Consider the following 26181-nt stretch of genomic DNA (forward strand, 5'->3'; position numbering starts at 1 on the left):
CTCCACCGGCACAGCGGGAGGCCAACTTTTCTCTCAGAAGGAAGCAGCATGACTCGACCTACGCTGGTGGACGTCGCGCAGGCCGCGGGCGTCTCGCGCGCCACGGCCGCCCGAGTGCTTGCCGGCGGCACCACCGTCGACGTGCGAATGGCGGCTGCCGTCGAGCGTGCCGCCAAGTCCCTCGGCTACGAGGCGAATAGCGCCGCGCGGATGCTCCGCGGGGGCCGCGCCGGTGCCATCGCCCTGATCGTCGCCTTCAACGAACTCGACAGCCTGACCGGCACGTTCTTCACCTCGGTGCTCAAGGGCGCCGCGAAGGGGCTCTACGCCGGCGAGGTGCAGCCGGTACTGCTGCCCGCCGACCACGACGACAGCGACCGGATCCCGCGCTTCCTGCGCTCGCGGGCCGTCGACGGCGCGATCGTGATCCTCCAGCACGAGATCACCCACCTCGCGCAGTCCCTCGCCGACTCCCCCGTGCCGATTGCCTGGGTCGGCCGCCCCCGCGTGGCCCTGGCCGAGGACGCGATCGTCATCGACTCCGACAACTACGGAGGCGGCCGTCTCGCCGCCCGCGCCCTCGCCGCCGCCGGCCGCCGCCGACTGGGCATCATTGCCGGGCCGCACGACATGGAGCCGGCCCGCGACCGCATCCGCGGCTGGCGCGACGAACTGACAGAACTCGGCCTCGACCACAGCCCGATTGTGCACGGCGCCTTCACCCTCGAGAGCGGATCGGCCGCAATGGCGCGTCTCCTGCAGCGCCATCCCGACCTTGACGGCGTCTTCGCCTCGTCGGACCTGATGGCCAACGGAGCGATCCGCGTCCTGCACGCGTCCGGCCGCCGCGTCCCCTCCGACGTGTCGGTCATCGGCTTCGACGACGTGGTCGTCGCGACCACCTCGGATCCGACGCTCACGACCATCCGCCAGCCACTGGAGGACATGGGCCGCGTCGCCGCCGAGACGGTCGTCGCGGTCGTGCAGGGGCGCCCGGTCGATCGCCAGCCGATCCTCGCAACTACCCTCGTGCAGCGGGAGTCGGCGTAAGCGCTCGGCCTCCGGCCTCGAGACTTTCCCGTCCCTGAGGCACCGCGCCGCCGATCCTCGTGCGGGTGGGGCCGTCCATCGCCCGTGGGGATTCGTGCACAACGGGGCGGAGCCCCCCGACGGGGGAGGACGAGGCGGCTTCGTGCGCCTCCTTTGTGGGTCGCGTCTCGCAAACTGGAAGAGCCCGGATCAATCCAGCGGATCGACCGATCCATCCCGCACGACAAGAGGATCTCCTATGAACGACAAGACCGCACCGCCCACGCAGACCGACTCCACATCGACCGAATCCGTGCGCACCCTGCGCCGCCGAACCGTCCTCGCCGGTGCTGGGTGGAGCGTCCCGGCTGTCGGCGTCGCGCTCGCCACTCCGGCCGCCGCCGCATCGACATCGGCGACGGCCAGCGGAACCATCGTCTTCGACCCCAATCAGTACCGCGGCACGCGAGCCAACAACCGCGTCAAGTTCACTCCCCTGACCGGTTACGTCACGGTCTCTGGCGGGCCCCTACCCACCAGGGTGTTCATCACCTTCTCGGAACCCAGCCCGGGACGCGTCGACCTCCGCTGCGACGCGGGCCGCTACGCGACTGTCATTCAGGCGACCGGCCGCTTCCAGTTCGTCGGCGTCTACAACGCGATCGTGGGCGGCAACAACCCATTCGGATTCGCTTACGCCGGTGTCGAGGAGGCCGATGCGGGTGGCATCGTCTTCGGCTACGCCACCGCCGAGCTCATCGGCTGAGGCGCCGACGCGCTCGTCGGGGCCGTCGAGGTCAGCCGGCCGCTCTGCCGCCTTCTGACCGCCGACGAATCCCGAGACGCCGCTGCGCGGCTGCTCGATCAGCACGGTCGAGTGGTCGCGCAGCGGCGTCTCGCGCGGGGACCTCTCTGCACGCCCTCGGCGGCCCAGGACCACGTGCTCGGAGGGTCGGCGACGCCTACGTAACCAAGGTTGGGAGTGCCGAATCGCGCCGCACGCCGCGGGATCGGGGCTCTGAACCTTGGTTGTGAGCGCGAATGCGTCCGAGCGTCAGCGGCCCGCCACGTAGTGACTCCAGATCTGCGTCGGCGTCAGGAGTGTCGAGTAGACCGTCGCGAAGCGGAGGCTGCCGGAGAAGTACGCCGGGCCGACGTTCGGCCAGACGCCACCGAGGGCGTCATAGCCGATCTTCCAAGTGCCGGTGAAGGCCTCGGGCGCGCGGTAGTCGGCGCTCGCCGCGACCTGCTTCCCGTCGAGCCAGAGCGCGAGACCCGAGGTCGGCGACAGCGTCGAGACAACGTGATGCCAGGCCCCGTCATCGACGGCCTGCGGGCTCGTGATCGTCACGGCCTCGCCGTCATACACGCCGAACACCAGGTGTCCGTCGGCGCCGATATACGTGTGCCGGTCGTACTGACCTCCTGGCGCTGTCGCTCCGGTGCTGAAGCTGAAGAGCTTGCCACCGGCCACCGTGGTCGCGAACCAGATCTCTGTACTGAACGTCGTCGGCCCCACCAGCGACAGCGGCGAACTCAGGTACTGGTCCGTGCCGTCAAGGCTCCAGGCGCCGCCGCCGTCTCGCGGGCAGGCGTGCGGCGTCGTGTCCGAGCTGACCATCAGGGACTGCGCCTCGCCGGTCGACCGGTAGGTGCCGGGCTCAGCGCCCGAGGCGGTGTCTGGAGCGACCGTCGCTCCGCTGGGCTGCGCAAGCGTGTACGAGAAGAGCGCACCCGCGTCGTCCTCGGCGGAGGCGGATCCGCACGTGAAGAAGGAAGCACTGCCCGCCGTATTGCTCGGGTTCCGCACGGTGGCGATGAAGGCGCCGGAGGTGGCCGGAACGGTGACCAGAACGCTAGCCAGCACGGCGACGGCGAGCGTCGCGCCGACCGAGCGAGGCCGGGCGCGCAGCGCGCGCACCGGAGCGGCGAGGGGGGAGGGACGCCGGGGCCTCACCTCTCCCCCTCGGTCCCGGGCGACTCACCGGCCGACCCCTCACCGGCCGACCCGTTGTCGCGCACCACCACGAGCAAACCATCACCGGGCGACGCGCCCGACGTCTCGTCCGCCGCTCCGCTCCACCGGTGCACCCCGGTGCACTCCGCCTCCGCGGGCAACCCCACGACCAGCGTGTACAGCACCGGCAGCGCGCAGACGAACATGAAGACGACCCACCCCCAGAACGGCAGGTGCAGGCCGGAGGAGAGGGCGTATGCGGCGGCGTCACCCCCGCCGGTCTGCACCGGGATCTGCATCCGTCCGACCTCTCCTGAGATCAGGTCGACAGGGTCGGCACCCTCGGCGCTGACCCGAATCGGGAGGACCCCCGTCGAGACGAGCGTCGCGGTCGTCGTCATGTCGTCCACCGCCGCCTCGAGGACGACGATCCCCACCAACGGTCGCAGCACGAAGACGGTGAAGGAGACGACAAGTGAGAGTCCGAGGATCCGCATCGCGACGCGCTGGGTCGAAGGGGTGAGACCACGGGTGGGTAACCACACGACGAGCGAGCCGACGAGCAGCATCGGCAAGGCCCGCAGAAGCCAACCGACGACCGGGAGAATCCCAGTGACGACTCCGACGAGCTGATCGGGACCGGTGGCCCACGGGTCAGGCGATCGGTTCACGTCCCCCTGCGTGCTGAGCGTGCCATCGTCATGTACGGCGACGACCCGGTGCGTGTAGGTCTCATCCGGCACCGTGGCGGGGTGGAAGCTGACGATGTCGCCGACGTGGACGTCCTCGATCGCGGTCGGCTCGGTGAGGACCAGTGTCCCCACGGGGGCGGCGACTCCCATCGAGGGTGTCTCGACGACGAACCAGCGGCCGCCGGAAAGATGGAAGAGCAGCGCCGCGGTTGCCAGCCCGATCACCAAAGCAGTCGCCCCCCAGCGGAGGACCGTGCTCAGGACGACGCGGTGGCGGCTGCGCGTCTCGGCCGGCAACTCTTCCAGCCGGGGCGCAACGGTGACGAGGGTCATTCTCTCCAACTCCTCTCGCGCGCTGCGAGTAGGGCCGTGACGGGCGGAGAAGAGGGTCAGCTCGTGAAGGTCCAGGTGAGCGGGACCGAGGCGGACAGACCCTGGTAGGCGTTGCTCGCCGACTGATCGAGGGTCACGGCGATCGTGAAGGGTGTGCTCGTGCCGGGGGTGATCGGAGCCGTATTGAGTGTCTTGACGGCCGAACCGGCGAGGTTCGCGGCGGTGCCAGTGAAGACGGTGGACGAACCAGACGAGATGACCACCTTCAGCTTGGAGCAGAAGTCGGTCGCCGTTCCCGATCCCACGGCTGCAGCGTTGGCGCTCTGCTCGCAGGTCGCGCCGGGGGCCAGAGTGAAGGTGCGGGCGGCGGCGGTGCCGACGTTGGTGAGGGTGACAGCGGTAGAGACCGTCTGCCCGGGGACCATCGTGGTCGATCCGCCGAACTCGTTAATCGTGGAGCAGGAGGCGGTGTTGCTGCTGATCGAGCCGCCGTCGGTGCTGACGCAGGTGACCGGCTTGGAGCCCGTCGTCTTCTCCTCCATCACGAGCGAACCGGACGCCGCGGCATTGCCGACATTGGAGAGACCCGCGACAAAACCGGACAGGGTGCCGGACATCGAGACGGCGAGAAGAGCGGCAGCGGAGATGCTCGTGGCAAGAGGGAGGACAGCGAAGCGAACGCGCTTGCGCTTCGGTGCGACGTGGTTCGACATGATGGGGCTCCTGATGGGGATGTAAGGGTGAACTGCTGCGCACTCCGGGTGGGCAGAAACTCGATTGATGGACAAGTTACTTGATGGCAAAGCTACATGCGAATCGCAATTCTGGCGGGCGCTCCGAGGAGACGTCGGCGGCCCGTACGATGACGGAACCGCTACTCCGAGAAGGCCCGATGATCTCCGAAAACCCCACCCGGCACGACAGCGACGATGACGCGCCCGCCGTGCAGGTGCGGCACGCCCTCCGCCTGCTCGAGAACGCCCAGCGGCACCTGCGCACGAGCATGGCGGCCAGCGTCGGCGTGGGCATCTCAGAACTCACCGCGCTCGAGGTCCTCGGCGAGTCCTCCGACCTCACGCCAAAGTGGCTCGGAGTCGAGCTCTCGCTCTCCACGGGAGCCGTCACCGCCCTGCTCGATCGTCTCGCGACCGCCGGATACGTCGACCGTGTCGCCAATCCGCAGGACCGCCGCAGCGTGCTCCTGCGCCTCACCCACTCCGGCACGCTCCTGCTCGCACGGGTCGACGAGCGCTACAACGAGGTCAGTGCCCAGGTTCTGGAGGCGTCGCCGAGCCTGGGCGTCGTCGCCGAGGATTTAGCGCGGGCGGCGGCGGTCATCGTCGCGCACACGATCCACTGACTGCGGATCAGGTGACGACACCGCCGCCAGGGTGCGCTCACTCGCGGTACGCAGCCGCAGCGGAGTCGAAGCTGGCGAGCATTCGGTTGAGGTTCGAGAGCTCGAGAACCATCGCGACCTGCTCACTGGGCGACGCGAGCCGCAGGTCCCCGCCGGCCTGGCGCGCAATCTTTAGTGCACAGACCAGGGCACCGAGGCCCGACGAATCCATGACCTTCACCTTGCTGAGCTCGACGACGATGCGCAGATTACCCGCGTCGATCGCGCGGCAGACGGCGGCACGCAGCTCCGGCGCGGAGGAGGCGGTAAGACGATCCCCGCCGTTCAGAACGGCGATGCCCGGCTCGATCGTCTCGGTCGTGATCGTCATGCGGCGTCCTTCTCGGAGAGGTCGGGAGGGCGGGGCTGGCGGGCGGATTCTCCCCCCACCGCGGCGTAGCGGCAACGGCCATCCCCGCGTCTCCTTCACCCCGTCGCAACGCCCGTCCTGGCGCGTCACTGCGACGACCGTAGCGTCCGCGCCGAACGCCCGCGACGAGAAGGGCCAGGCGTCCCTCTCTCGGGGTGGGCGTCGCAGGCACGCTGCGCGGCGCCCGTCGCTGGATGACGGCAGTACAGATCACCGCACTTCTGGTGGCACCAGTTCTGATGCCGCCACTTCTGATGACACCAGTTCTGATGACACCAGTACAGATCACGGCAGTACAGTGCGGGAGTCGGTCACTCACCCAAGGAGCCTCCATGCCACCTCCCCCTCAGGCGACGAGCGCACAGTCCGTCTCCAATCGGCTCGGCTCCTCCGTCAAGGCCGCGGAACAGGTCCTCATAGCCGCGAAGAGTCGCGCCCTGCGCCCTTTCGGATTGACGGTGCCGCAGTACGCCACACTGCTCGCCGTGCATATCACGCCGGATCAGTCCGCCGCCCAGCTTGCTCGGTCGGCGATGGTCGCTCCGCAGACGATGGCGACGATCATCGGCAATCTCGAGTCGAAGCAACTCATTCGCCGCGAACCGTCACCCCTGCACCGCCGCGTGCTCGTCACTCGGATCACGGCAGCGGGAACGAGTCTCGTGACCGAGGCGGATGCGGCAGCGAAGGCCGTCGAGGAGGAACTCGCAGGCCAGTTCACGCCGTCCGAACAGGCGCAACTGCGGCAGTTACTCCAGCGCGCGATCGATCATCTGCGCACGAAAGCGTGAGGTTGCGCCACGGCGAATAACAGAGTCCTGCGCTCCACTCTGCTCCATCGAGGGCACGGCGCCCCTCGCAGAGGCGGCCGCAGTTCTCTCGCGAATCGAGGTCGGCCAGACGACGGGCACGTGGGTGCTGCTCCACCCGGTCGGCTGACCTCCAAGATGCCGCGGAGTACCACTCGACCGCCCTCGTCGCCAGGCCTCCCGGCGGTAGCGGAGGCTCAGTAGCGTCGCCCTGGCCGGATCGACCACTGGACACCCGGATCGACCACTGGACACCACGACGAGAGGAACGGGCGATGACCAGCACCAGCGACATAATCAGGACACACCCCGAGGAGCGGACCGGCGTCGATCCGGACATCCTCACCGCCTGCATCGACGCGTGTTTCGAGTGCGCGCAGGTCTGCACGGCGTGCGCCGACGCCTGCCTCAGCGAAGAATCGGTGGCTCACCTGGTGGCATGCATCCGCTCCGACCTCGACTGTGCAGATGTCTGCGGAGTCACCGGGGCAGTGCTCTCGCGCCGCGGCGCCCCCGGATCGGCCGCCGTTCGCGCGCTGGTCGAGGCGTGCCTGCTCGCGTGCCGCGCCTGTGCCCGACAGTGCGAGCAGCACGCGAGCATGCACGAGCACTGCCGGATCTGCGCTGTGGCCTGCCGCCGCTGCGAGCAGGCGTGCGAAAGCCTGCTCGCGGCACTCTGACCCGCACGCCGTCGAGAAACAGCACCCGACGCTCGGCCGTCACCCCGTCAGGAGCGGGTCTTCTGGCTGAGGTGTTCCACGGAGCCACGTCGCCGGCCCGTGACCAGGAAGCACGACGTCCGCGTGGTCGACCAAGCGGCGCACGAGCCGGATCGACCGCGCCAGAACGCGGGAGTCTCCTGTCGGCTGAATAGCCCGCGCAGGCGCCGACCCGAGATACGCGTCGCCCGTGCACATCAGTTCGCTTCTCTCGCCGAATAAGAACACCTGCGAGCCAGCAGTGTGACCAGGCGCAGCAACGGACTCCACGCGAAGCTCGCCTGCTGTCACGCGCGAACTCATCGCGTCGCGCACAACGCTCGGCATCACCCGGGGGTATCCGCGAAGCACGCTTGGCGGGAAATCGACAGGAAGACCAGCCTCCGGCTCTACCAGCATCTGCTGGTCCTTGTCGCCGACGAACACCGGCACCTCCATCAGGTCGGCGATCGGTTGCGCATCCCACGAATGATCCATGTGACCGTGTGTCAGCACCACGGCATGCACAGTCAGCCCCAGGCCGCGGCTCATCGCCATACACCACTCTCGGCTACCTTTGCCTGGATCCACGATCACCGCGTCGCGACTCTCCGACGCGAAGAGCACGTATGCGTTCGTGTCGAACCCCGCTCCGAAACTCTGTGACAAGAATTCGGTGCTCACACAATCCTCGACGAACTTCGATGAAACTCTGTGCGCCCGCCTTCACGCACCCACACGCCTGTCCCCACACTCTCGAGCATCGCCAGATCGGTCGGATGATCGCCGAAGGCAATGCACTCGGCCGGATCTATTCGGCGTTCAGCACAGTACGCGAGGACGGCATCCGACTTCGCCGGACCAATCATCGTTCGCGCTACGGTACCCGAGTACGTATCACCGACGAATGTCATGACGGAACACAGAACACGGTCAGCGTGGAGTTCCTTCGCTAAGGGATCAAGCACCACATCGAACGAACCCGAAACCAGCACGATCTCGAATCCTTTGGCACGAAGTTCGTCGATCTCCGCCACAACGGGCTCGATGTAGAATCCCTCACCCCGCGAGGCTGTCGCGAACCACTCCTGTCCCGCGACTCGCACCTCCCGACGAGACAGACCCTTCCACAGAGAGTAATACGACGCATTAACCAACTCTCTCGGCGCATTCAATGGCAAGGAACCAACGAACTCATCCCACAGAGGAACGTCGCCATGCGTGTCATGAAAGTAATTGAGAAATTCACGCATGCTTTTCACAGAAACGACTGTCTCATCGACGTCAAAGAACGCCGCCTGACGATGCGACCAATCTGCTCGAACTGCACTCATGAGCGATTGATGATTCGATCGGCCAGCATCCCCAGCGTTTCGTCGGCGACTATCTCATCCAGCGAGAGACGCACGCCGAAGAGTTGCTCAATCTCGAGAATGAGCTCCACGGCGAAGATGGAATCCACTTCCAACTCCGCCAATGTCGAGTCTTCGCCCACTCGTTCACTAGGCAGATCGGAATAGGTTGAAATGATTTTCTTGAGGGCGAGCAGCACATCAGTCATTATTTGTACTTTCTGGTTCTTCTGTGGACAATTGTGGCCAGGTCAGCGCGACGGCACCCCAGGTAGTTCCTCCACCGTATGCAGCGAGAACCATACGGTCCCCCGCTCGCAATCGCTCCTCGCGCTCAGCCTGCGCCAGGGCGAGAGGTATAGAGGCAGCCGACGTATTTCCGACCTCAGCAATATTCGTCACCGCAACCGCTGAGTCGAGCCCAAGTTTCTTGGCCAGCGCCGCAATAATTCGAGCATTCGCCTGGTGCGGAACGAGCGCGTCAAGATCTCCCAAAGCCCACCCTTGCGCGGACACCACGGCGCGCACCGCCTCTTCCATCCGAGTGACGGCATCCAAGAAGACGGCCGTTCCTTGCATCTGAAAGAACGGACTCGCTGGCACGCCCGATAGTGCTGCTGCCGAACCGCCGCCCGGAATCCGAATCAGGTCCGCCTTGCTGCCGTCGCTTCCCAGTATGCTCTTCCCGACGACCCCCGGTTGCAACTCATGAGTCCGCTCGAGGACTACCGCCCCCGCTCCGTCTCCAAAGATTGCAGCTGTCGTGCGATCCGTGGGATCAAGAATCGTACTGAAAATTTCCGCTCCGATGACGAGAACAGACGCAAACCTCCCTGACTCGATGAGCGAGGAGCCGACGGAAAGGGCATACACAAAACCGCTACAGACCGCCGAGATGTCGAACGCGGGGACGTTCGTCATTCCTAGCCCTGTCGCTACAGCAGGAGCCGTACCTGGGCACGGATAGTCTGGAGTCGTCGTCGCGAGAATGACCACATCGACACGATCGCGATCAGCCTTGTGAAGCGCCGCCCGCCCAGCTCGCACGGCCAGGTCGCTTGTTGACTCCGACCTACTGTGGCGACGTTGAGAAATACCAGTACGCTGGACAATCCACTCATCAGACGTATCAAACGTCCGCGCTAGATCATCGTTAGTCACAATATTCTCAGGAAGCGCTTGTCCGATTCCGGTCAGGAGTGCATACATGAATTATTTCTCTTCCTCCGAGTGGTAATACGCTCGACGTGACCGTCGGGGCGAACCGTCAAAAATCGGGGAAGCACGCCGAGACGGCGACGAACTCCGAGTGATGCATCAGCTCCGTACAGGACACTTCCGTCCTCCTGCAGCGGGTTCACAGACCGGCTGAACCGACCTCGCCAATCAACGACCCCACCTCGTAGCGGATCCACGACGTATGTCGTCGGCGAACCGTCATCGGCCAGGGGGAACCGCGTAGGAAACCTCCGACCAGAAAGCGAGCCGCGCGCAGATGTCGGATAGGATGTATCCAGTTGCCCGAATCCAGCGGCGATGCGGTCGGCGACGCACGGTAGTCGAGAGCCGACCGAGTATAAGACTCGGAGCGACATTCGCCGGACGCGCCGGTCGACAAGCCCGAGTTGCGTCAAGTAGGCGCTTCGCCGCGCACTTTCCCGATAATCGTGCATTCGCTCTCGTTCGTAACTGTCCAGTAAGCCGTCCGGCGCCGATCCGGAGATCACTTCAGCGAGCTTCCAGGCGAGATTCGCGGCATCCTGCAAGCCCGTGTTCATTCCTTGTCCGCCAGCGGGACTCAGCGTGTGGGCCGCATCACCGGCGAGAAACACGCGTCGCTTCCGGAAGTGCTCGGCATGCCCAAAACGCACGTCGAATACCGAAGAGTGAGCAAAATCGCGCAGATCGGTCCGGACGCCTGCCCTCGCCCGGAGGAGACGAACGAAGTCCTCTCTTCCCGGCGCGATCCGAGTCTCGGGAGGAACGCCCACAGCAATTCTGAACCGCGAGGCGCCGAAAGGGACGAGAGCGAGGGCGCCGTCGCGCCCGTAGTAGTAGGCAACATCAGCTTCGTTCAGGCTAGCGTCTATGGGGACATCCGTGATTGCGAACCGGATCGCACCGCCGGAGTTCATCAGGCGGATGCCACTGCGATCCCGCAGATGACTATGAGCGCCATCAGCGGCCACGAGCCAGTCGGCAGTCATCTCTCTTACGACGTGACCCTTGTGAAGACATCGGAGCGAGACACCGTGTACGTCCTGACTGACATCGACGACCTCAACCTGCCTGAGAACCTGCACACCGACCTCGATGGCTCGACTCTGCAGAATCCGCTCAGTAATGGGTTGAGCAAGACCGATCCCGAAGGGATATGACGTTGTATCGATCCGACCGAAATCGAACATCGCAAAAGAGCGGCGGGAGGTGTTGAGAGTGATTCGCGACAATCGATGGCCTGCTTCCAGGATCGCGCCCGCGACGCCTAGTCGATCAAGCAATTCGAGCTGCCTCGGCCAGATCGTGGTAGCTTTGCTCTGCACACCACCGCCTTCTCGTCGGTCGAGCAACGTGACCTCCACACCGCGCAAAGCGAGATCAATCGATATCGCCAAACCCACCGGACCAGCCCCGACGACGACCACTTGCCTTCGCGCCGCCCTCACTGGACAGACTCGGCTGCGATAAGCGTCAGAGTAAACCCGGCGCCGACACTTAAAAAGAGCCTCACCGAATCGTTGTCCTCCTCCTTTTCGGATTCCGAAAGGTTGGCGATCGTGTCCCCCGCTCCTAGATGGCCGGTCTGAGCGGCCAGATGACGTATGGCGAGACCGAACTCTTCCTCTAGCACCGGACGATAAGCACTATCTATTGTGTCGACCCCAACCCGCGGTACATAAACGTGCGAGACCGCCGGGTCGCCGACGGGCAGGCCGATCTGGGCGTGAATCTTCGGAATAAGCGATCGAAGAGCGGAAGCGAAATGCTGTGTGAGTGATTCCTTTCCGTGACGAGCAAGGAACGCCCGCTTATGTGGCCGAACGAGATGTGGCACCGGCTCATCACTCGCCGAGCCGTACAACCCATCCGCAGGTCGATGCATGCTTTCCAACTCTGACAGTGCGATTGTCTGCGACGCCAGAACCCGCATGAACGGAGGTCGGCGTGCCGGACCACCGAAAAGGCCAGCTGTCGCGCCATCCCCATATACGACGCCGTAGTCCCCGCCCCATCGATCGAAGGACGCATCAGGAAAGCGGTCAGCAGTGCAGACCATGACCATTGCATCTGGAGCTGATGTTGCAAGATATCGCTGCGCAAGATCAAGAGCGGTGCCACTACCATTACACATCGCGGAAATACCGATCGGTATTGCATTCGTCGCGCCAATACTCTGTGCGATGTAGTGGGCCGGCGACCAGAAGCTCGCCCCCTGGAAGAAGGTTGACGCGTAGAAGATGGCCGAGACATCTTCCGCACGGACTCTCGCGCCAGTGAGGGCATCACTGCACGCCCAAATAGCCATGTCCGGCGCACTCAGGTCGTGCTCAACCGGTACTTGAGAGACGCCACAGGCGCTCCGATTCTTGCTCGAAAGCGCTCCCCTCGCCTCTGCATCTTTGGCGAGTTCTACCGACGTGGGTAGATACATGGCCAGCGCCGCAATAGTCATCGGAGGGACTGTGGTCGCCACTGGCTGACCTCCCCTTCTTCTCGCACCGCGATCCTGTATTCCGTGAGAATCTCCCCGTCAGAGTCGCGAACATCTCCGTGAAAGGAACGACGGTCTTCGTCCTTGTGAGAGAGCAGCGAACGCAGCCTGGCAACCACGTCTGTCTCGATGAACCGGTGGAAGACGAGGGTCCCCGACAGCAGACGCGGCGATACTCCTACCTGGAGCGCCGCAGCCTGGCGCGCAGCCTCGAGAACGACCATTCCCGGCACGTGGTCCTGTCCGTGCTCGAACATGCTCGGGTTGGAGAAGTGCGGCTCGACCACACACTCGAGGGTGTCTGCACCGGTGATCACCGGGTCACTGATGACGATGTTCACGGGGTTGAGGCGTCCGACCGACCGCGCAAGGATCTGATTCACTTCAGTAAGTTCCACAGCGGGCTCGTTAGCGCCGCCGCGGGTCACAGAACTCCTTCTTAGGGCGGAATACACAGAAGGTGGGAGGAAGGTGGTATTGTGAGAAACTCGACCAATGGTTATCCCGTTGTGGACGAGATCGACATCCGTGCTCACGGCGAGGGGGATGCCACGCCGATGACGTTCGATAGATGGGCGCGACACCAAGGTGACGGTACGTCTCTCTCCCAGCTGATCGGCACTCATTTCATCGATGTCAAAATCGAGCCGATTGAGCACAAATTTGTAATCGAGCGGCACGCTGAGGTATTCATGAGCGATGCAGGACGCGGTCTGGCGAACCATCTCGATCAACACCAGCGGATCGGCACCTGATTCGCGGCCCAGATGGTCATTGAAATAGAGATTGCTTCGAGGAACCTGACCGGTTGAGAGAAAGAGATCACCCTGCTTGATGACCTGGCCCACGAGGAATATCTCACCGATGGTGTGTCGATGGGCGAACTGTGCGGAGACGCTACGATCGGAGGGATCTGTCCCGGACAGTGTCGTCTCCTGTGCCAGAGTCAATTCCGTGCTCCCGATGCCGGAGGAAGAGCATCGAGTACGCCGCTCCACTGGTCCCCGAGATCGACCTCTTCTGCAAGAAGATTTTCCTCTAAATGCGCTTTGCGCTGGCTTCCGGGGATGATGGTTATGTGGTCTCCTTGAGCGAGTACCCACGCCAGAGCGACCTGTGCTGCGGTGTATCCGAGAGATTCTGCGCAGGCGCGAATGGTCTCGACGATGCCGGCGTTAGAATCCATTGAGCTTTTTTGGAATCGGGGGTGGTTCCTTCTCCAATCGTGGGTCGCCAAGTCGTCCGGCGACACGACTGCACCGGTCAAATAACCTCGTCCGAGCGGGGAGAAGGCGATGAACTCGATCCCCTTCTCCTTGCAGTAGGGAACTACTTCATCCAGGGCTCCGCGACTCCACAGGGACAGTTCGGACTGAACCGAGGAGACTGGATGAATACGTGCGGCCCGCTCGATCTCATCGACGCCTACTTCGGAGAGGCCCAGCGAGAGGGCCTGCCCGTCCGCCGCTAGCCCAGCAAGCGCTTCCCAACTGTGTTCGAGTGAAACGTCCGGGTCGACTCTGTGAAGTTGATACAGGTCGATGTACGACGTGCGAAGTCGAGTGAGGCTGGAATGGAACGCATCGACAAGATGCTTCGGCGTACCGTTCCGTCGCGTCTCGCCCTTCTCAGTGACGACGAGACCACCCTTTGTCGCGATTCGCACCTGGTCTCGGTATGGGCTCAACGCATCTCCAATCAAGGTCTCGTTCGTGAATGGGCCGTATTGGTCCGACGTATCGAAGAATGAGACGCCGAGGTCAACAGCTTCGCGCAAGAAATTTATTTTCTGAGAACGCTGAAGAGTTCTGTCCTCATACGCCCAGCTCAGGCCCATGCAGCCCAACCCTATGCGGCGGCGAGAGATGTCGTTGTGATCGATGTGTGACATGACATGTCGTCCTTTCATCTTGAATAGCTACTCGTCTGTGCCGACAGCGACGGCGATGACGGCGGATGGCGTGAGGTCCCGCACACATGAGCGGTCGATTCGAGGGATGGTGGCCTGTTCTGTGGGCCATGCCGTCCACGTCGGGAATTCAGAAGATAGTCCGTGTCCGCGGGCCTTTGCAGCCGCTTCTTTCAGCGCCCAGATACTGAGAAGTGCGGTACCGCGCATGTGCGGACGCAAAGTCTCGACGGCGGCAATTTCCTCTCTGCTACAGAAAACTCCACCGTGAGTCGCTGACTCCATCGGTCGTTGTCGCTCTCGTTCGATGTCCACGCCGATTGGCTGACGTCCAATTGCGAAGGCCCACATGCCCGGGGCGCGACTGAAGCTGATAGTGAGGGCGCTCGTGCCCCTGACCACCGGTGCTCCCGTGGCCAGCCGCGCGAGGGAGAGCCGACCGCTTGTGGCAACGGGCAAAAGCCCTGCCAGGGCTAAGGCCGTCGAGCGCGATTCAGCGTCTGCGCCGGACCTGCCCCAGACGGCGACGAATCCCATTTCACGCCAGATGGCCCTCACTCCTCGGGTCGACAAGGAGTGCGCCGCGGACACCCAGTGAGTGCGACGGCGATGGCGAAGACCTCCGGTCGTCACGCCTGCGACTTCCCGGTCCGAAGGAAGCCGATGAGCACGAGGACAGCGATCGCGATGCAGACGGCCGCGTTGAGAAGCATCGCGCCGCTGAGAGCGGTCCCCGAGGTCGCCGCCGAGCCTAGTCCCTCTGCCGAGGCGATGACGGTGACCACCGCCGCGAGCACGGGTGTCCCCAGCGCGATCGCGACCTGCTGGCTGGTCGACGTCAATCCGGTCGCGAGGCCCTGCTCGCCATCCGGAAGACCCGAGGTGGCCGTGACGGTGTAAGCGATGATGCTCGCGATGTGGCCCAGCGTCGCGACAGCCAGACCGAGGCAAATAATGAGGATCGAACCTGGATGATCGCCTGCGAAGGCAACGATGGCCGTTCCCACGCCCTGAAGGACGAGAGCTCCGACCAAGACCCGAACCTGCCCGACGGCGCCGATCAATCTCGGTACGAAGAGCGCACCGACGACGGCGACGATGCCAATGATGGCGATGACAGCACCCGTCGTCACGGGATCGAGGCCGAGAACGAGCTGCAGGAACAGCGTCGTCAGATAGGTGAACGACGACATCATCCCGAACGTTGTCAGCCCAGCGAGGTTCCCCCACCGCACATTCTTGCGCTTGAGAACAGCAAGAGGGACAAGGGGGTGAGAGCCGCGCAGTTCAATGAGCGCAAACAGGACGACGAGAATGAGCGCGGCAGCGAATAACGTCAGAGCACCTGGATCACCGAACCCGCCGATCGCAGCACTGGACACCCCGAGCACGAAACAGGACAGGCTGAGAGTAATCGAGAGCGCTCCTGCAAAGTCGAGCCTTGTCGTGACGGCCGGACGCGATTCTGGAAAAAGGAACGGAGCGAACACGAGGACGAAAACAGCGACCGGCACATTGATCCAGAACGCGGCCCTCCACGAGAGGGACGAGGTGAGCGCACCACCGAGTAGCGCCCCGGTAGCGAAACCAGCAGAGAGGAGTGCGCCGTTGAGACCCAGAGCGCGGTCGCGCACGGGGCCTTCCTTGAAAGTCGTGGTGAGAAGAGCGAGGGCAGTCGGAGCCGCGGCAGCCGTTGCGAGTCCCTGCAGGACGCGAGCGAGAATGAGGATCCACGCGTCTGTCGCAACCGCTCCGACGACAGAACCGGCAGCAAGGAGCAGCATCGCCGCGAGGAGCACGCCTCTGCGTCCGGCGAGATCACCGAGACGCCCGAAGAACAGGCCGAGGCCGGCGGCGGGCAGGGTAAATGCAGTAACGACCCACTGAAGGTCGTTCAGTGGGATCCGAAGATCAACGCCGATGTCAGGAAGTGCGACGTTCAGTACCGAGAAGTCGACCGCAAGCATGAACGTCACGCCCATGAGGACGGTAAGTCGCCACCGGTCTCGAGGGACCATCCGTGTATCTCTCGGGTTGGCTGTGCCGACAACAGGTTGCGAACCACTACTCATAAAAACTCCTCAAGGTGAGTGCGGGTCGTCACAGTACTCGGTCACCTGACAGGGCTCTGCTCTTGGCGGAGTCCGTCCAAAAAGTGGCGCACGAGGGATGATCGACGGTGTGTCCGTCGCACCTGGGTCCTCTATCAGCAGCGGGCGACCGTTCATCTGTCCGCCATCGAGGAAGAGCAGTCGTTCACAGTCGGCGCCCATATCGCTGAGTATCGTTCGGGAGAAATAGGAGGTCATCATGAACGGTTCGTCCACCGGTGCGTTCGGCGCCGGCACCCCCATCGAGAGCATCTGGCGCGCAATGGAGCAGGCCCGCTCTCGCCTGGAGAAGCGCGTCGGCTCCCGCGTCGGCCGCGGCGACGTGCGCGCGGCGGTGCTCGCGCTCCTCGCCGAGCAGCCGATGCACGGCTACCAGATCATCCACGAGATCGAGCAGCGCAGCGGAGGCGACTGGAAGCCGAGTCCCGGCTCCGTCTACCCGACGCTGCAACTGCTCGCCGACGAGGGCCTGATCGCGGCCGACGAGCAGAACGGCCGCAAGACCTACTCGTTGACCGACGCCGGCCGCGCACAGGTCGCCGACTCCGGCACCTCGACGCCCTGGAACGACTCGGACCACGTCGACTTCGGGGCGCTGCCCAAGGCAGGCATCGAACTCGCCCAGGCCGCGGCGCAGGTTGGACGCTCGGGCTCCCCCGAGCAGATCCGCAAGGCCGTGGCCGAACTCGAGGATGTGCGTCGCCGCCTGTACGCGATCCTCGCGCAGGACTGAGCCGGGTGACCTCGGTCAGCCCGAACGCTGCGGGCGGCCGGGCACGCGAGGACCGGCGGCGCTACCGCCGGATCCTCCGCTTCGCCGCATGGCATCTCGCGGTGACCTGGCTCTTCGACCTGCTCCTGCCGCGCCTCGGCCTGTCCCGCGTCGCCGTGCGCACCCGCCCCGGCCGGATGACACGGTTCGCCCGCAGCTTCCACGTGCTGGCGGTCGAGCTGGGCGGTCTGATGATTAAAGTTGGCCAGTTCATGTCGTCGCGCCTCGACGTCCTTCCGCCCGAGATCACTCGCGAACTCGAGGGCCTCCAGGACGAGGTGCCGCCCGTCCCGTTCCCGCGCATCCGCGCGCTGGCCGAAACCGAGCTCGGAATGCCGCTCGAGCGCGCCTACGCCGGCGTCGAGGAGTTACCGGTCGCCGCCGCCTCGCTCGGCCAGGCGCACCGCGCGCTCCTCTCCCCCTCCGACGCCGCCGATACCGGGCACGCGACCGCGATCATCAAGGTTCAACGGCCCGGGATCGACGCGGTCGTCGAGGTCGATCTCGCCGCACTGCGCCGGGTCGGCGGTTGGCTCAGCCACGTGCGTCTCGTCTCCGACCGCGTCGATGCGCCCGCGCTGGTCGAGGAGTTCGCGGTGACCAGCCTGGAGGAAATCGACTACCTCCAGGAGGCGGCCAACTCCGTGCGCTTCGCCACCGACTTCGCAGGCGACGCCCGGGTCGCGGTTCCCGCCGTGGTCTGGGAGCGCTCGACCCGCAAGGTGCTGACTCTCCAGGACGTCACGGCGATCAAGATCACCGACCACGACGCGCTGCGAGCGGCCGGCATCGACCCGCGCGACGTCGCTCCGGTCTTCGCGGCGGTGATGTTCGACCAACTGTTCACGAACGGCTACTTCCATGCCGATCCGCACCCCGGCAACGTGTTCGTCACTCCGACCCCCGGTGCCGAACTGCCGTGGCGGCTCACCTTCATCGACTTCGGGATGATGGGCGAGGTGCCGCCGAGCACCAGGGCTGGCCTGCGTCGGCTGCTGATCGCCGCTGCCTCCCGCGACGGCAAGGGGCTCGTCGATGCGGCGCGCGCGGTCGGCGTCCTCCTCCCCTCCGCCGACTCCCGCGAACTGGAACGGGCGATGACGCAGCTGTTCGCGCGGTTCGGCGGGATGGGCTTCGCGGAACTGCGGGAGGTGGATCCGCGCGAATTCCGCGACTTCGCCGTGCAGTTCGGCGACGTCGTGCGCTCACTCCCGTTCCAGTTGCCCGAGAACTTCCTCCTCATGATCCGCGCAATGTCGCTGACCTCGGGCGTGTGCAGCGCGCTCGACCCGGCCTTCAACCTCTGGGACTCGGTCGAGCCCTACGCGCAACAGCTCATTCGGGAGGAGCGCGGTTCCGTCGCCACGGACGTCGGTCGGCAGGCGGTCGACACGCTCGGCCTGCTCTGGCGCCTGCCGCGCAAGCTCGATGAGCTGACCGACCGGCTCGAGGACGGCACGCTCGCGGTCACGGTGCCGACGATCGAGCGCCGCCTGACCCGAATCGAGAGCACGATCCGTCGCGTCGTCTCGGCGGTGCTGTTCGCGGGCCTGTTGATCGCTGGATCCGTCGTGCGCCCGGACGACGGTGTGCTCGGCGCGCTGCTGATGGGTGTCTCGGTACTGCCGCTGCTGCACGCGCTCCTGGCCCGCGGGCCGCGCGGCTGACGCTCGCAGGGCCCGGCCCTGATCGGCGGAGATATGGTGAGCGTCGCGAAATCGGCCGACGCTCCTGCAACAGCCGCCCTGGTGTGCTCGAAGCATGTACTCGACGTCCACCACCACCGCGTCCCCCGCCCGACGTCGCCGCACTCTCGCTGCCGCACTCGTGCTGGCGGTCGTGCTCCTCGTTGCCATGGTCGGAGCCGGATGGGTCGCCGCGACGACGCAGCGGCTCGACCCGGCGCTGGCCGCGCTGATCCCTGCCGATCAGCCGGGAGAGACGGACGGATTCATCGACGACGCCGCACCGATCTCCCCGTTCGACGACGACCTGCCTGCGATAGCGCGGCTCCGCCCGGCTCTCCGCACCGCGATGCAGGCCGCCGCGACCGACGCGCAAGCCGATGACGTCTCCTTCGTCGTCACGAACGGCTGGCGCAGCGAGCGCTACCAGCAGGCACTGTTTGACGACGCCGTCCGCACCTACGGCAGCGAGGAGGCGGCGAGCCGTCTGGTCGCACCCGTCACCACGTCCCGGCATGTCTCGGGCGACGCCATCGACATCGGCCACACCGACGCGGACAACTGGCTCAAGCGGCACGGCGCCGACTACGGGCTCTGCCAGATCTACGCGAACGAGATCTGGCACTTCGAACTCGCCACGACACCGGGCGGCGAATGCCCGACGCTACTGCCAGACGCCAGCTGGGGCTGACCGGCTTTCCCGCCGTGCGACAGAACCGCGCGAGGAGACTCTCGGCCCGCTCAGCCTGCAGGAATCGTCCGATCGAACGCCACCAGCAGGTCACGGACCGCCCGGGCGCTCCTGAGGCCGACCTGGTGCGCCACTCGCTCCAGTTCGATGCTCGACACGCGAGAGTACGTCAGGAGAAGGGCCTCCGCGGCATCGGCCCTGCGCATTCGGATCTCCCTCGTGGGAGTGGTACCGAGAGCGGCGAAGGCCATCTGCACGCGCCTCTCCGTGACAGACATCTCGCTCGCGAGCGTAGCGATCGAGAGTGCATGGTCGTCAAGCTGCGATCTGATGATCCGGCGAGCCTCGGAGACGAGGCGCCGATCCGACGGGCTGAGTCCGCTCGGCAGGTCGTAATCCGTCTCCTCTACGAGATCGGCGGCGATCGCTTCGACGGCGATAAGGCAGCGCCGACTGATGCGCTGGTCCGTCTCATCAGAACTCGCGAGAATCTCGTTGATGAGGACGGACAGCAGGCGCACGGCTCGAACAGTCCGCGGGACGAAATAGGAATCATTGATGAGCCCTGAGTTCAAGCGCTCGCCCGATCCCGTTCCCAATTCGATTTCGAGGACCGCAACGGGAAGCTCGCTCGCGGTCGAGATCAGGCTCGCCGCCCTATACAGAACAGCATCTCCCTTCTCGAGCAAGTGGTCCTCACCACCAGCGCGTAACAGCATCTCACCTTCGGTAAGTACGGTAATGGAGATTCCAGGAGCACGTGAGTCGGCATTGGTGAGCACGCCAGCGCTCGTCCACATCCTTGCCAGACCGATGTCCTGCGCTCGATAGATGTCGGCGAAGAGTCGGAGGTCATCTCGGTGATCGGGAGACCGGCTTAGTGTCTCTAGCCACGCCGCAGCCGGTTCGCCCGAGAGCGAAACACCTTTCGACCATGCCGTCCTATCAGCACGCAGCATCTTCTCCAGCCTCAACTTCCTCGCAACCCCACGACCATCTGTATAGGACGGAACGCGGTAAGGACACCGGTGGGTATTTGCGATTCGTCGTATTCTGTTGATTACTCAACCAGTGCTACACTTTCGCCACATTTCGTCCAACGCGTTTCAGACCGAAGCGAGGCCGCACTCTTGCATAGGAGCGGCGAGATGTCAATCTAGGCTGCGGGACTGTTAGAAGGGTGTGTCTCGGTGCAAGCACCGAGACACACCCTTCTGTCGATCAGGAGCAGGTTAGCGCTGGCATCTTGATCAGGATGTTGTGGTTTGAATGCTGACTCGTCTTCAATTGGGAGAGTCGGATTTTATACCGGAACGTGTAGGTGCCGTCAACCGTCGGAGTGAACGTCGCAGACGCCGCGACCGGCGCCGAGGTGTTCGGGTCGAGGAACCCAGCCCCTCCCCCGTAGGTGGAATCACTGGAGGCTGTGTATACAGTCTTCCCGTCGATCACGGTATCATAAGCGACGTAGGAAGCAGCAGCATCAGCGCCGTTCGCGTAAGCGGACCAGCTAAAGTTGTAGGTGTGGCCGGCGACACCCTTGAATGAGAATTCAATGTAGTACTCTAGGGAGCCCGATTGGGTCGCGTCCTTTCCGTTGTCCCACTGCTCTTGATTCCAGTAGTATTTACCCGGTCCGCTCGAATCCCCCGTGATGCCCTGCGCACCCGTCCATCCAGAGGAGGCCGGAACACTAGGGCAGACGAATGCTGTGGACGCTGCCGCGGCCGGTGTGGCAAGCGCGACCGCGACGACGGGAATGCTCCACGCCGCGCCCTCTACCAGTGTGCGCCGATCAAAGCCGCCATCAGCGGGAATGACCCACTCGCCGCCCACATGAATCTTTCGCGTCGATTCGAATTGCTGAGTCAATTTGTTCCTCCTAGTTGTTCTTTCGTACGGCTCGATCCTGCGCGACAGGCCGCGGGACTGGCGGCTCACAAGGAGATGACTTCGTAATCTCGAGCATATTTTTCGTTTTTCCGTGCTCAGGAGGAAACTCGGCACGCGCTGGCTCCGGAGGATCATTGCTTCAGCCAGCCGCCGCGAATGTGCGCGCGGCGTGGGTCACCGCCTCCGAGAGGGCACGGATTGCCTGCATCTCAACTCGGCGGGCCAGGGCCGTCAGAGAGATCGTGCAAGCCGGGATCGCGTCGGCCGGCCACAACCACACCACCTGACATCCTCACGATGCGGAGCGAACGCGGGGTGTCCCTACCGGGCGATGTCGCCGGAGCGCTCGGTCGATGATCTCGCCCGCCCGACGGCGAACGCGTCACGAGTGCGCCTCCCGGCCACCGCGGCGACGACGACCAGCTACCGTCACGAGGTGACCGCCCTGCTGCTCGTGACCGGAGCCACCGTCATCTGGGCGCTCACGCACCGCAAACTCCGGGCAATCGCGGTCAGCGGGCCCCTCCTCATGGCCGTACTGGGGGCCATCGCCGGCTGGTTCGTGGCGGACGAGAGCACGCTGTTCTTCGACTCCAAGGCAGCGCTGCTGGTCGCGGAGGTGGTTCTCGCGCTGCTGCTCTTCGTGGACGCGATCGATGTGAAGGGTCCGCCCGGCGCGGCCCTCAGCGCCGTCCCGCTGCGGCTCCTGCTCATCGCCCTCCCTCTCTCGGCAGCGTGCATCCTCGCGGTCGGGCTCGCCCTGCCGCTCGGCCTCTCGCTCCCGGTCATCATCGCCGTGACGTGCATCGCGACGCCGGTCGACTTCTCCCCCGAAACGTCGATCATTCGCGACGCCCGGATTCCCGCACGCGTGCGGCGCTGGCTGAGCATCGAGAGCGGCTACAACGACGGTCTCGTCACACCGGTGCTCCTCGGCGCCCTCGCTCTCGCCGCCGAGTCGGCGCGACCGGAGCAGAACGCCCTGACCACGTTCCTCGCGGCAGCACCGGCGGGTCTCATCGCTCTCGTCGTCGGCGCAGCCCTCGGTGTGGGCGCAGGACGCCTGTTCCGGTGGGCCCGCGCCGCAGGCTGGGCGGACGGCCAAAGCATCCGGATCGGTCTTCTCGCCCTACCCGTACTCACCTTCGCCGTGGCCGTCTCGGTGAGTGGCAACGGCTTCGTCGCGGCGTTCGTCTGCGGGATCGCGTTCCGTCTCGCCCGCGGTCGCGGCTGGGACGACCGCTTGGAGACGCCCCTGGTCGAGGACGTGACCTCCTTCTTGACGCTTCTGCTCTGGTTCGCTTTCGGCCTGATCGGGATCATTCTGATCACCGGGTCGGTGGACTGGTGGCCGGCCCTGTTCCTCGCGCTCTTCGCCCTGACGGTCGGCCGCATCGGCCCCGTCCTCCTGGCCCTGCTCGGCACGAAGACGACCAGGAAGGACCGACTCGTCATCGCCCTGCTCGGCCCGCGGGGAGCGGCCTCGATCGTGTTCGGCCTGATCGCTTTCAACGCGCTCCCCTCGGAGGACGGCTTCGATGTGCTGGCCGCGACGGGCTTCGTCGTCGGCGGCAGCCTGCTCCTGCACGGAATCGGCGGTCCGCTGCTCATCCGACGGCTGTACGGCGCGGCTGAGCGGCGCTGAGGTCTGCGTCCAGTCGAGGCCGGGTGAGGGAGGAGGCGATCTACTCTCGCACTCCCGCGACCGACGCACGGCGGATCAGGCGCGTCTCGAGTTCCATGCGGGTGCCCGAGGCGAGCGGAGTCGCCGACCGGTGCGCCTGGTGCAGCATCCGGAAGGCGACAGCACCCATCTCACCGATGGGCTGCTGAATCGTGGTCATCGGCGGGGTCGCCCACGCCGACTCCTCGACATCGTCGAAGCCGACCACGCTGAGGTCGCGCGGGATGCGCAGACCGGCGTCGTCAGCCGCCTCGTAGATGCCGAGGGCCATCACGTCCGAACAGGCGAAGAAGGCGGTCGGAGGTTCGGGCTCGGCGAAGATCGCGCCGACGGCCTCCCGGGCGAGCTCGCGGTCCCAGTCGCAGTAGGCGATGCGGGGCGGATCGACTCCCGCTGCCCGCAGCGCCGAGGAGAAGCCGTCGATCCGCGCGCTGCTGTAGAGCTGGTCGCGGGTTCCGCCGACGACTCCGAGCCGGGTGTGGCCGAGGCCGAGGAGGTGCTCGGCGGCCATGCGCCCGCCGTCCCAGTTCGTCGCTCCGACGCTCGAGACATCGGCGGGCGGACGGGTGCTCGGGTCCACGACGACGACGGGCAACTCGGCGGTGGTGAGCAGGTGCAGTTGCGCGGCCGAGACGTTCACCAGCACCACGATCGCGCCGAGCGAGGGTCGGCGAAGGAGGCGACTGATCCAGGCGCCGTCGTCGCGAGCGCGTGTGAGCACCAGATCTACGTTCGCGGCCGATGCCTCCGCCTCGATGCCCGCGAGCACTGGGCCGATCCACGTGCCGCTGATGTGGCCGACGACGACATCGACGATCTGCGCGACGTGCGGGTCCTCGACCGGCGGCCGCAGGCGCGGACGGCGGCGGTAACCGAGCTCGTGCGCCGCCTCCATCACCCGCAGGCGGGTCGCCTCGGACACGTCGGTGCCACCGTTGAGCACCTTTGAGACGGTCGGGACGCTCGTCCTGGCGCGCTCGGCGATGCCGGCCATTGTGGGGCGGCGGGCCGTTCCGGTGGCGGCCTCATCGTCGGCGGGATCGCGCATGACCCCACCGTAGCCCACCGAGACTTTCGCAAGTAGAACCGCTCGACCGCCCCGCTCGCTCGGGTTGCTCCCCGGTGCGGAGCGGTGCAGAATGGGCCGACGCCCGGGACAGCGGCGCGGAAGTTGCGCAAGTCCTGTTCAACGACGAACCGCGGAGTACTCCGCCCGGCCCCTGAGGACGACGATGACTGACCTCCCCCCGACCACTTCCGGCAAGACGGCGCTCGTCGTCCGAGGGGGCTGGGACGGCCACCAACCGGTCGAAGCGACCGAGCTGTTCCTGCCCTTCCTGCGCGAGAACGGCTACGACGTGCGCGTCGAGGAGTCGACGGCCGTGTACGCCGACGAGACCTTCATGACCACGGTCGACCTGATCGTGCAGTCGAACACGATGACGTCGATCCAGTGGGAGGAGTTCCTGGGCCTGCGCGCAGCCGTCGAACGCGGCACGGGCCTCGCCGGCTGGCACGGCGGGATCGCCGACTCCTACCGCGACAACTCCGACTACCTCCAGCTGATCGGCGGGCAGTTCGCCTCGCACCCGGGCAAACACCCCGACGAGCGCACCGGCGAGCAGTCAGACAACTACGTGCCGCACACGATCGAGATGACCGCCCTCGCGGTGGACCACCCGATCACGCAGGGCATCTCGGACTTCGAGCTGGTCACCGAGCAGTACTGGGTGCTGCACGACGACTACAACGACGTGCTCGCCACCACGACGCAGGCGGTCCGCCCGTGGGATCCGTGGAAGCGTCCGATCACCTCCCCCGCGATCTGGACCCGCCTGTGGGGCGAGGGCCGCATCTTCGTCTCGACGCCGGGCCACCGCGTCGAGATCCTCCAGGACGAGAACGTCCGCACGATCATCGAGAGGGGAATGCTGTGGGCGTCCCGCTGAGCGTTGGCATCATCGGAGTCGGGAAGATCAGCGAGCAGTACCTCGCCAACTTCCCGACCTTCCCCAGCCTCCGCCTGGTCGCGGTCGCCGATCTGAATCAGGAGCGCGCGCAGCAGATCGCCGACGAGCAGGGCGTCCGCGCCCTCACCGTCGATGCGCTGATCGAGGACCCCGAGATCGACGCGGTGCTCAACCTCACCATCCCGGCAGCGCACGTCGAGATCGGCACCCGCGCGCTGAAGGCGGGCAAGCACGTCTTCGCCGAGAAGCCGCTCGGGCTCACTCCGGCCGAGGCCGCGCCGATGCTCGACCTCGCCGACGAGCTGGGTCTGCGCTTCGCGAGCGCTCCCGACACGGTGCTCGGGACGGGGGTTCAGACCGCTCGCCGCACGCTCGACTCCGGAGTGATCGGCACGCCGATCGCCGCGCAGGTGCACTGGGCCGCGCCCGGGCACGAGCGCTGGCACCCGGCGCCCGAGTTCTACTACCAGCCCGGCGGAGGGCCGCTGCTCGACATGGGTCCGTATTACCTGACGGCGCTCGTGCACTTTTTCGGGCCTGTCGTGCGGGTGACCGGGCTGGCGACACGCTCCGACCGGCCGCGCACGATCGAGACGGGGCCGAAGGCGGGCACGCCGATCCCTGTGTCGATCGACACGCACATCACCGCGCTGCTTGAGCACGCGAATGGAGTCGCGACGACGGTCACCGTGAGCTTCGAGATCTGGCGCAGCCGGGCGCCGAAGTTCGAGGTCTACGGTACCGAGGGGACCATCTCAGTGCCCGACCCGAACATGTTCTCGGACCCGGTCGAGGTCGCCGTCCGCGACGAGGACTGGCAGGTCGTGCCCGACTCCGCCGGCGTGATCGGCACCGGGCGCGGAGTGGGACTGGCTGACCTCGCGGAGGCAATCGCGGAGGATCGCCCGCACCGCGCCTCCGGCCGCGTCGCGCTGCACGTGCTCGAGATCATGGATGCCGTGCTCCGCTCGAACTCCGAGAAGGCGGTCATCCCGATCGCCAGCACCGCCGAGAAGCCCGACGTGATGCCGCTGCGCGTCGCGGCCTCCCTCGCCGGCTGAGGGAACCCCGGACCGTCGAGGGAGGCCGTTATGACGGGCGGTCTCGACGGGGTT

The 26181-nt window shown here is 65.5% G+C and carries 28 protein-coding genes; 11 read left to right on the forward strand and 17 right to left on the reverse strand.

The features are described from left to right. Positions 1 to 48: 48 nt before the first annotated feature. Complete coding sequence (locus tag HRF29_RS08495; RefSeq protein WP_173247504.1) at positions 49 to 1050, forward strand: LacI family DNA-binding transcriptional regulator; 1002 nt, start codon at positions 49 to 51, stop codon at positions 1048 to 1050. 238 nt (positions 1051 to 1288) lie between these two features. Then, complete coding sequence (locus HRF29_RS08500) at positions 1289 to 1795, forward strand: hypothetical protein (protein ID WP_173247507.1); 507 nt, start codon at positions 1289 to 1291, stop codon at positions 1793 to 1795. Positions 1796 to 2083: 288 nt separating this feature from the next. On the opposite strand, the gene HRF29_RS08505 is transcribed toward HRF29_RS08500, so the two are convergent. From HRF29_RS08505 to HRF29_RS08515, 3 genes are read right to left on the reverse strand one after another with little or no spacing between them, the layout of a single operon-like run. Further along, complete coding sequence (locus HRF29_RS08505; RefSeq protein WP_343043696.1) at positions 2084 to 2986, reverse strand: LamG domain-containing protein; 903 nt, start codon at positions 2984 to 2986, stop codon at positions 2084 to 2086. Then, on the reverse strand, positions 2983 to 4011 hold the full coding sequence (locus HRF29_RS08510; protein WP_187698306.1) for a S26 family signal peptidase: 1029 nt from the start codon (positions 4009 to 4011) through the stop codon (positions 2983 to 2985). The genes HRF29_RS08505 and HRF29_RS08510 overlap by 4 nt, the downstream gene beginning before the upstream one ends. Before the next feature lie 56 nt (positions 4012 to 4067). Continuing rightward, a complete protein-coding gene (locus tag HRF29_RS08515) occupies positions 4068 to 4724 on the reverse strand; it encodes a hypothetical protein (RefSeq protein ID WP_173247510.1) in 657 nt (218 codons plus the stop codon). A gap of 179 nt (positions 4725 to 4903) precedes the next feature. On the opposite strand from HRF29_RS08515, the gene HRF29_RS08520 reads away from it, so the two are divergent. After that, positions 4904 to 5371: a MarR family winged helix-turn-helix transcriptional regulator gene (locus HRF29_RS08520; protein ID WP_173247513.1), complete on the forward strand. Its 468-nt coding sequence runs from the start codon at positions 4904 to 4906 to the stop codon at positions 5369 to 5371. A 37-nt stretch (positions 5372 to 5408) separates the two neighbouring features. Here HRF29_RS08520 and HRF29_RS08525 read toward each other — a convergent pair whose 3' ends face one another. Next, positions 5409 to 5741, reverse strand: coding sequence for an STAS domain-containing protein (locus tag HRF29_RS08525; RefSeq protein ID WP_173247516.1), 333 nt, complete (start codon positions 5739 to 5741; stop codon positions 5409 to 5411). Between the two features lie 371 nt (positions 5742 to 6112). On the opposite strand from HRF29_RS08525, the gene HRF29_RS08530 reads away from it, so the two are divergent. Both HRF29_RS08530 and HRF29_RS08535 read left to right on the forward strand, forming a co-directional pair. Next, positions 6113 to 6571, forward strand: coding sequence for a MarR family winged helix-turn-helix transcriptional regulator (locus tag HRF29_RS08530; RefSeq protein ID WP_173247519.1), 459 nt, complete (start codon positions 6113 to 6115; stop codon positions 6569 to 6571). A gap of 293 nt (positions 6572 to 6864) precedes the next feature. Further along, complete coding sequence (locus HRF29_RS08535) at positions 6865 to 7269, forward strand: four-helix bundle copper-binding protein (protein WP_173247522.1); 405 nt, start codon at positions 6865 to 6867, stop codon at positions 7267 to 7269. A gap of 39 nt (positions 7270 to 7308) precedes the next feature. Here the strand turns inward: HRF29_RS08535 and HRF29_RS08540 are convergent, their stop codons facing one another. The 10 genes from HRF29_RS08540 to HRF29_RS08585 all read right to left on the reverse strand — a co-directional run bounded on the left by HRF29_RS08540 (position 7309) and on the right by HRF29_RS08585 (position 16236). Continuing rightward, complete coding sequence (locus HRF29_RS08540) at positions 7309 to 7971, reverse strand: MBL fold metallo-hydrolase (RefSeq protein ID WP_222929621.1); 663 nt, start codon at positions 7969 to 7971, stop codon at positions 7309 to 7311. Continuing rightward, positions 7968 to 8621 carry an HAD family hydrolase gene (locus tag HRF29_RS08545; protein WP_173247529.1) on the reverse strand — a complete coding sequence of 218 codons (654 nt, stop codon included), beginning with the start codon at positions 8619 to 8621 and terminating at the stop codon, positions 7968 to 7970. The genes HRF29_RS08540 and HRF29_RS08545 overlap by 4 nt, the downstream gene beginning before the upstream one ends. Further along, the gene (locus HRF29_RS08550; RefSeq protein ID WP_173247532.1) at positions 8618 to 8848 is read right to left on the reverse strand and encodes an acyl carrier protein; all 231 of its coding nucleotides are present in this window, start codon (positions 8846 to 8848) and stop codon (positions 8618 to 8620) included. Before HRF29_RS08550 ends, HRF29_RS08545 begins: the two co-directional genes overlap by 4 nt. Then, on the reverse strand, positions 8841 to 9848 hold the full coding sequence (locus tag HRF29_RS08555; RefSeq protein WP_173247536.1) for a beta-ketoacyl-ACP synthase III: 1008 nt from the start codon (positions 9846 to 9848) through the stop codon (positions 8841 to 8843). Before HRF29_RS08555 ends, HRF29_RS08550 begins: the two co-directional genes overlap by 8 nt. Beyond that, a complete protein-coding gene (locus HRF29_RS15510; RefSeq protein ID WP_425503113.1) occupies positions 9833 to 11305 on the reverse strand; it encodes an FAD-dependent oxidoreductase in 1473 nt (490 codons plus the stop codon). Before HRF29_RS15510 ends, HRF29_RS08555 begins: the two co-directional genes overlap by 16 nt. Further along, positions 11302 to 12312 (reverse strand): ketoacyl-ACP synthase III family protein, encoded by a 1011-nt coding sequence (locus HRF29_RS08565; protein WP_173247542.1) that lies wholly within the window; start codon positions 12310 to 12312, stop codon positions 11302 to 11304. Before HRF29_RS08565 ends, HRF29_RS15510 begins: the two co-directional genes overlap by 4 nt. Beyond that, the gene (locus tag HRF29_RS08570) at positions 12309 to 13349 is read right to left on the reverse strand and encodes an AfsA-related hotdog domain-containing protein (RefSeq protein WP_343043697.1); all 1041 of its coding nucleotides are present in this window, start codon (positions 13347 to 13349) and stop codon (positions 12309 to 12311) included. The genes HRF29_RS08565 and HRF29_RS08570 overlap by 4 nt, the downstream gene beginning before the upstream one ends. Next, entirely contained in the window at positions 13298 to 14242 is a 945-nt protein-coding gene (locus HRF29_RS08575; RefSeq protein ID WP_173247548.1) for an aldo/keto reductase, read from the reverse strand. The genes HRF29_RS08570 and HRF29_RS08575 overlap by 52 nt, the downstream gene beginning before the upstream one ends. Before the next feature lie 27 nt (positions 14243 to 14269). After that, a complete protein-coding gene (locus HRF29_RS15515; RefSeq protein WP_425503114.1) occupies positions 14270 to 14797 on the reverse strand; it encodes a 4'-phosphopantetheinyl transferase family protein in 528 nt (175 codons plus the stop codon). 92 nt (positions 14798 to 14889) lie between these two features. Further along, positions 14890 to 16236 carry an MFS transporter gene (locus tag HRF29_RS08585; protein WP_173247554.1) on the reverse strand — a complete coding sequence of 449 codons (1347 nt, stop codon included), beginning with the start codon at positions 16234 to 16236 and terminating at the stop codon, positions 14890 to 14892. 334 nt (positions 16237 to 16570) lie between these two features. Here HRF29_RS08585 and HRF29_RS08590 point away from each other — a divergent pair, with 334 nt between their 5' ends. From HRF29_RS08590 to HRF29_RS08600, 3 genes are all read left to right on the forward strand, one after another. Then, positions 16571 to 17104 (forward strand): PadR family transcriptional regulator, encoded by a 534-nt coding sequence (locus HRF29_RS08590; RefSeq protein WP_173247557.1) that lies wholly within the window; start codon positions 16571 to 16573, stop codon positions 17102 to 17104. Positions 17105 to 17109: 5 nt separating this feature from the next. After that, entirely contained in the window at positions 17110 to 18810 is a 1701-nt protein-coding gene (locus HRF29_RS08595) for an AarF/UbiB family protein (RefSeq protein WP_173247560.1), read from the forward strand. 94 nt (positions 18811 to 18904) lie between these two features. Then, positions 18905 to 19519 (forward strand): M15 family metallopeptidase, encoded by a 615-nt coding sequence (locus HRF29_RS08600; protein ID WP_246226832.1) that lies wholly within the window; start codon positions 18905 to 18907, stop codon positions 19517 to 19519. A 50-nt stretch (positions 19520 to 19569) separates the two neighbouring features. On the opposite strand, the gene HRF29_RS08605 is transcribed toward HRF29_RS08600, so the two are convergent. Both HRF29_RS08605 and HRF29_RS08610 read right to left on the reverse strand, forming a co-directional pair. Then, positions 19570 to 20238 (reverse strand): helix-turn-helix transcriptional regulator, encoded by a 669-nt coding sequence (locus HRF29_RS08605; RefSeq protein ID WP_173247563.1) that lies wholly within the window; start codon positions 20236 to 20238, stop codon positions 19570 to 19572. 502 nt (positions 20239 to 20740) lie between these two features. Continuing rightward, positions 20741 to 21391: a hypothetical protein gene (locus HRF29_RS08610; protein WP_173247566.1), complete on the reverse strand. Its 651-nt coding sequence runs from the start codon at positions 21389 to 21391 to the stop codon at positions 20741 to 20743. Between the two features lie 352 nt (positions 21392 to 21743). On the opposite strand from HRF29_RS08610, the gene HRF29_RS08615 reads away from it, so the two are divergent. Continuing rightward, complete coding sequence (locus HRF29_RS08615) at positions 21744 to 23057, forward strand: cation:proton antiporter domain-containing protein (protein ID WP_187698307.1); 1314 nt, start codon at positions 21744 to 21746, stop codon at positions 23055 to 23057. A gap of 40 nt (positions 23058 to 23097) precedes the next feature. On the opposite strand, the gene HRF29_RS08620 is transcribed toward HRF29_RS08615, so the two are convergent. Further along, a complete protein-coding gene (locus tag HRF29_RS08620; protein WP_173247569.1) occupies positions 23098 to 24144 on the reverse strand; it encodes a LacI family DNA-binding transcriptional regulator in 1047 nt (348 codons plus the stop codon). A 184-nt stretch (positions 24145 to 24328) separates the two neighbouring features. Between HRF29_RS08620 and HRF29_RS08625 the strand changes: the two genes are divergently transcribed. Together HRF29_RS08625 and HRF29_RS08630 are read left to right on the forward strand one after the other, a co-directional pair. Continuing rightward, complete coding sequence (locus tag HRF29_RS08625) at positions 24329 to 25045, forward strand: ThuA domain-containing protein (protein WP_173247572.1); 717 nt, start codon at positions 24329 to 24331, stop codon at positions 25043 to 25045. Beyond that, complete coding sequence (locus HRF29_RS08630) at positions 25030 to 26127, forward strand: Gfo/Idh/MocA family protein (protein WP_173247574.1); 1098 nt, start codon at positions 25030 to 25032, stop codon at positions 26125 to 26127. The genes HRF29_RS08625 and HRF29_RS08630 overlap by 16 nt, the downstream gene beginning before the upstream one ends. The last annotated feature ends 54 nt before the right edge of the window (positions 26128 to 26181 follow it).

Origin of the sequence: Rathayibacter agropyri, from assembly GCF_013249015.1 — a bacterium.
GTDB classification, from domain to species: Bacteria; Actinomycetota; Actinomycetes; order Actinomycetales; family Microbacteriaceae; genus Rathayibacter; species Rathayibacter agropyri.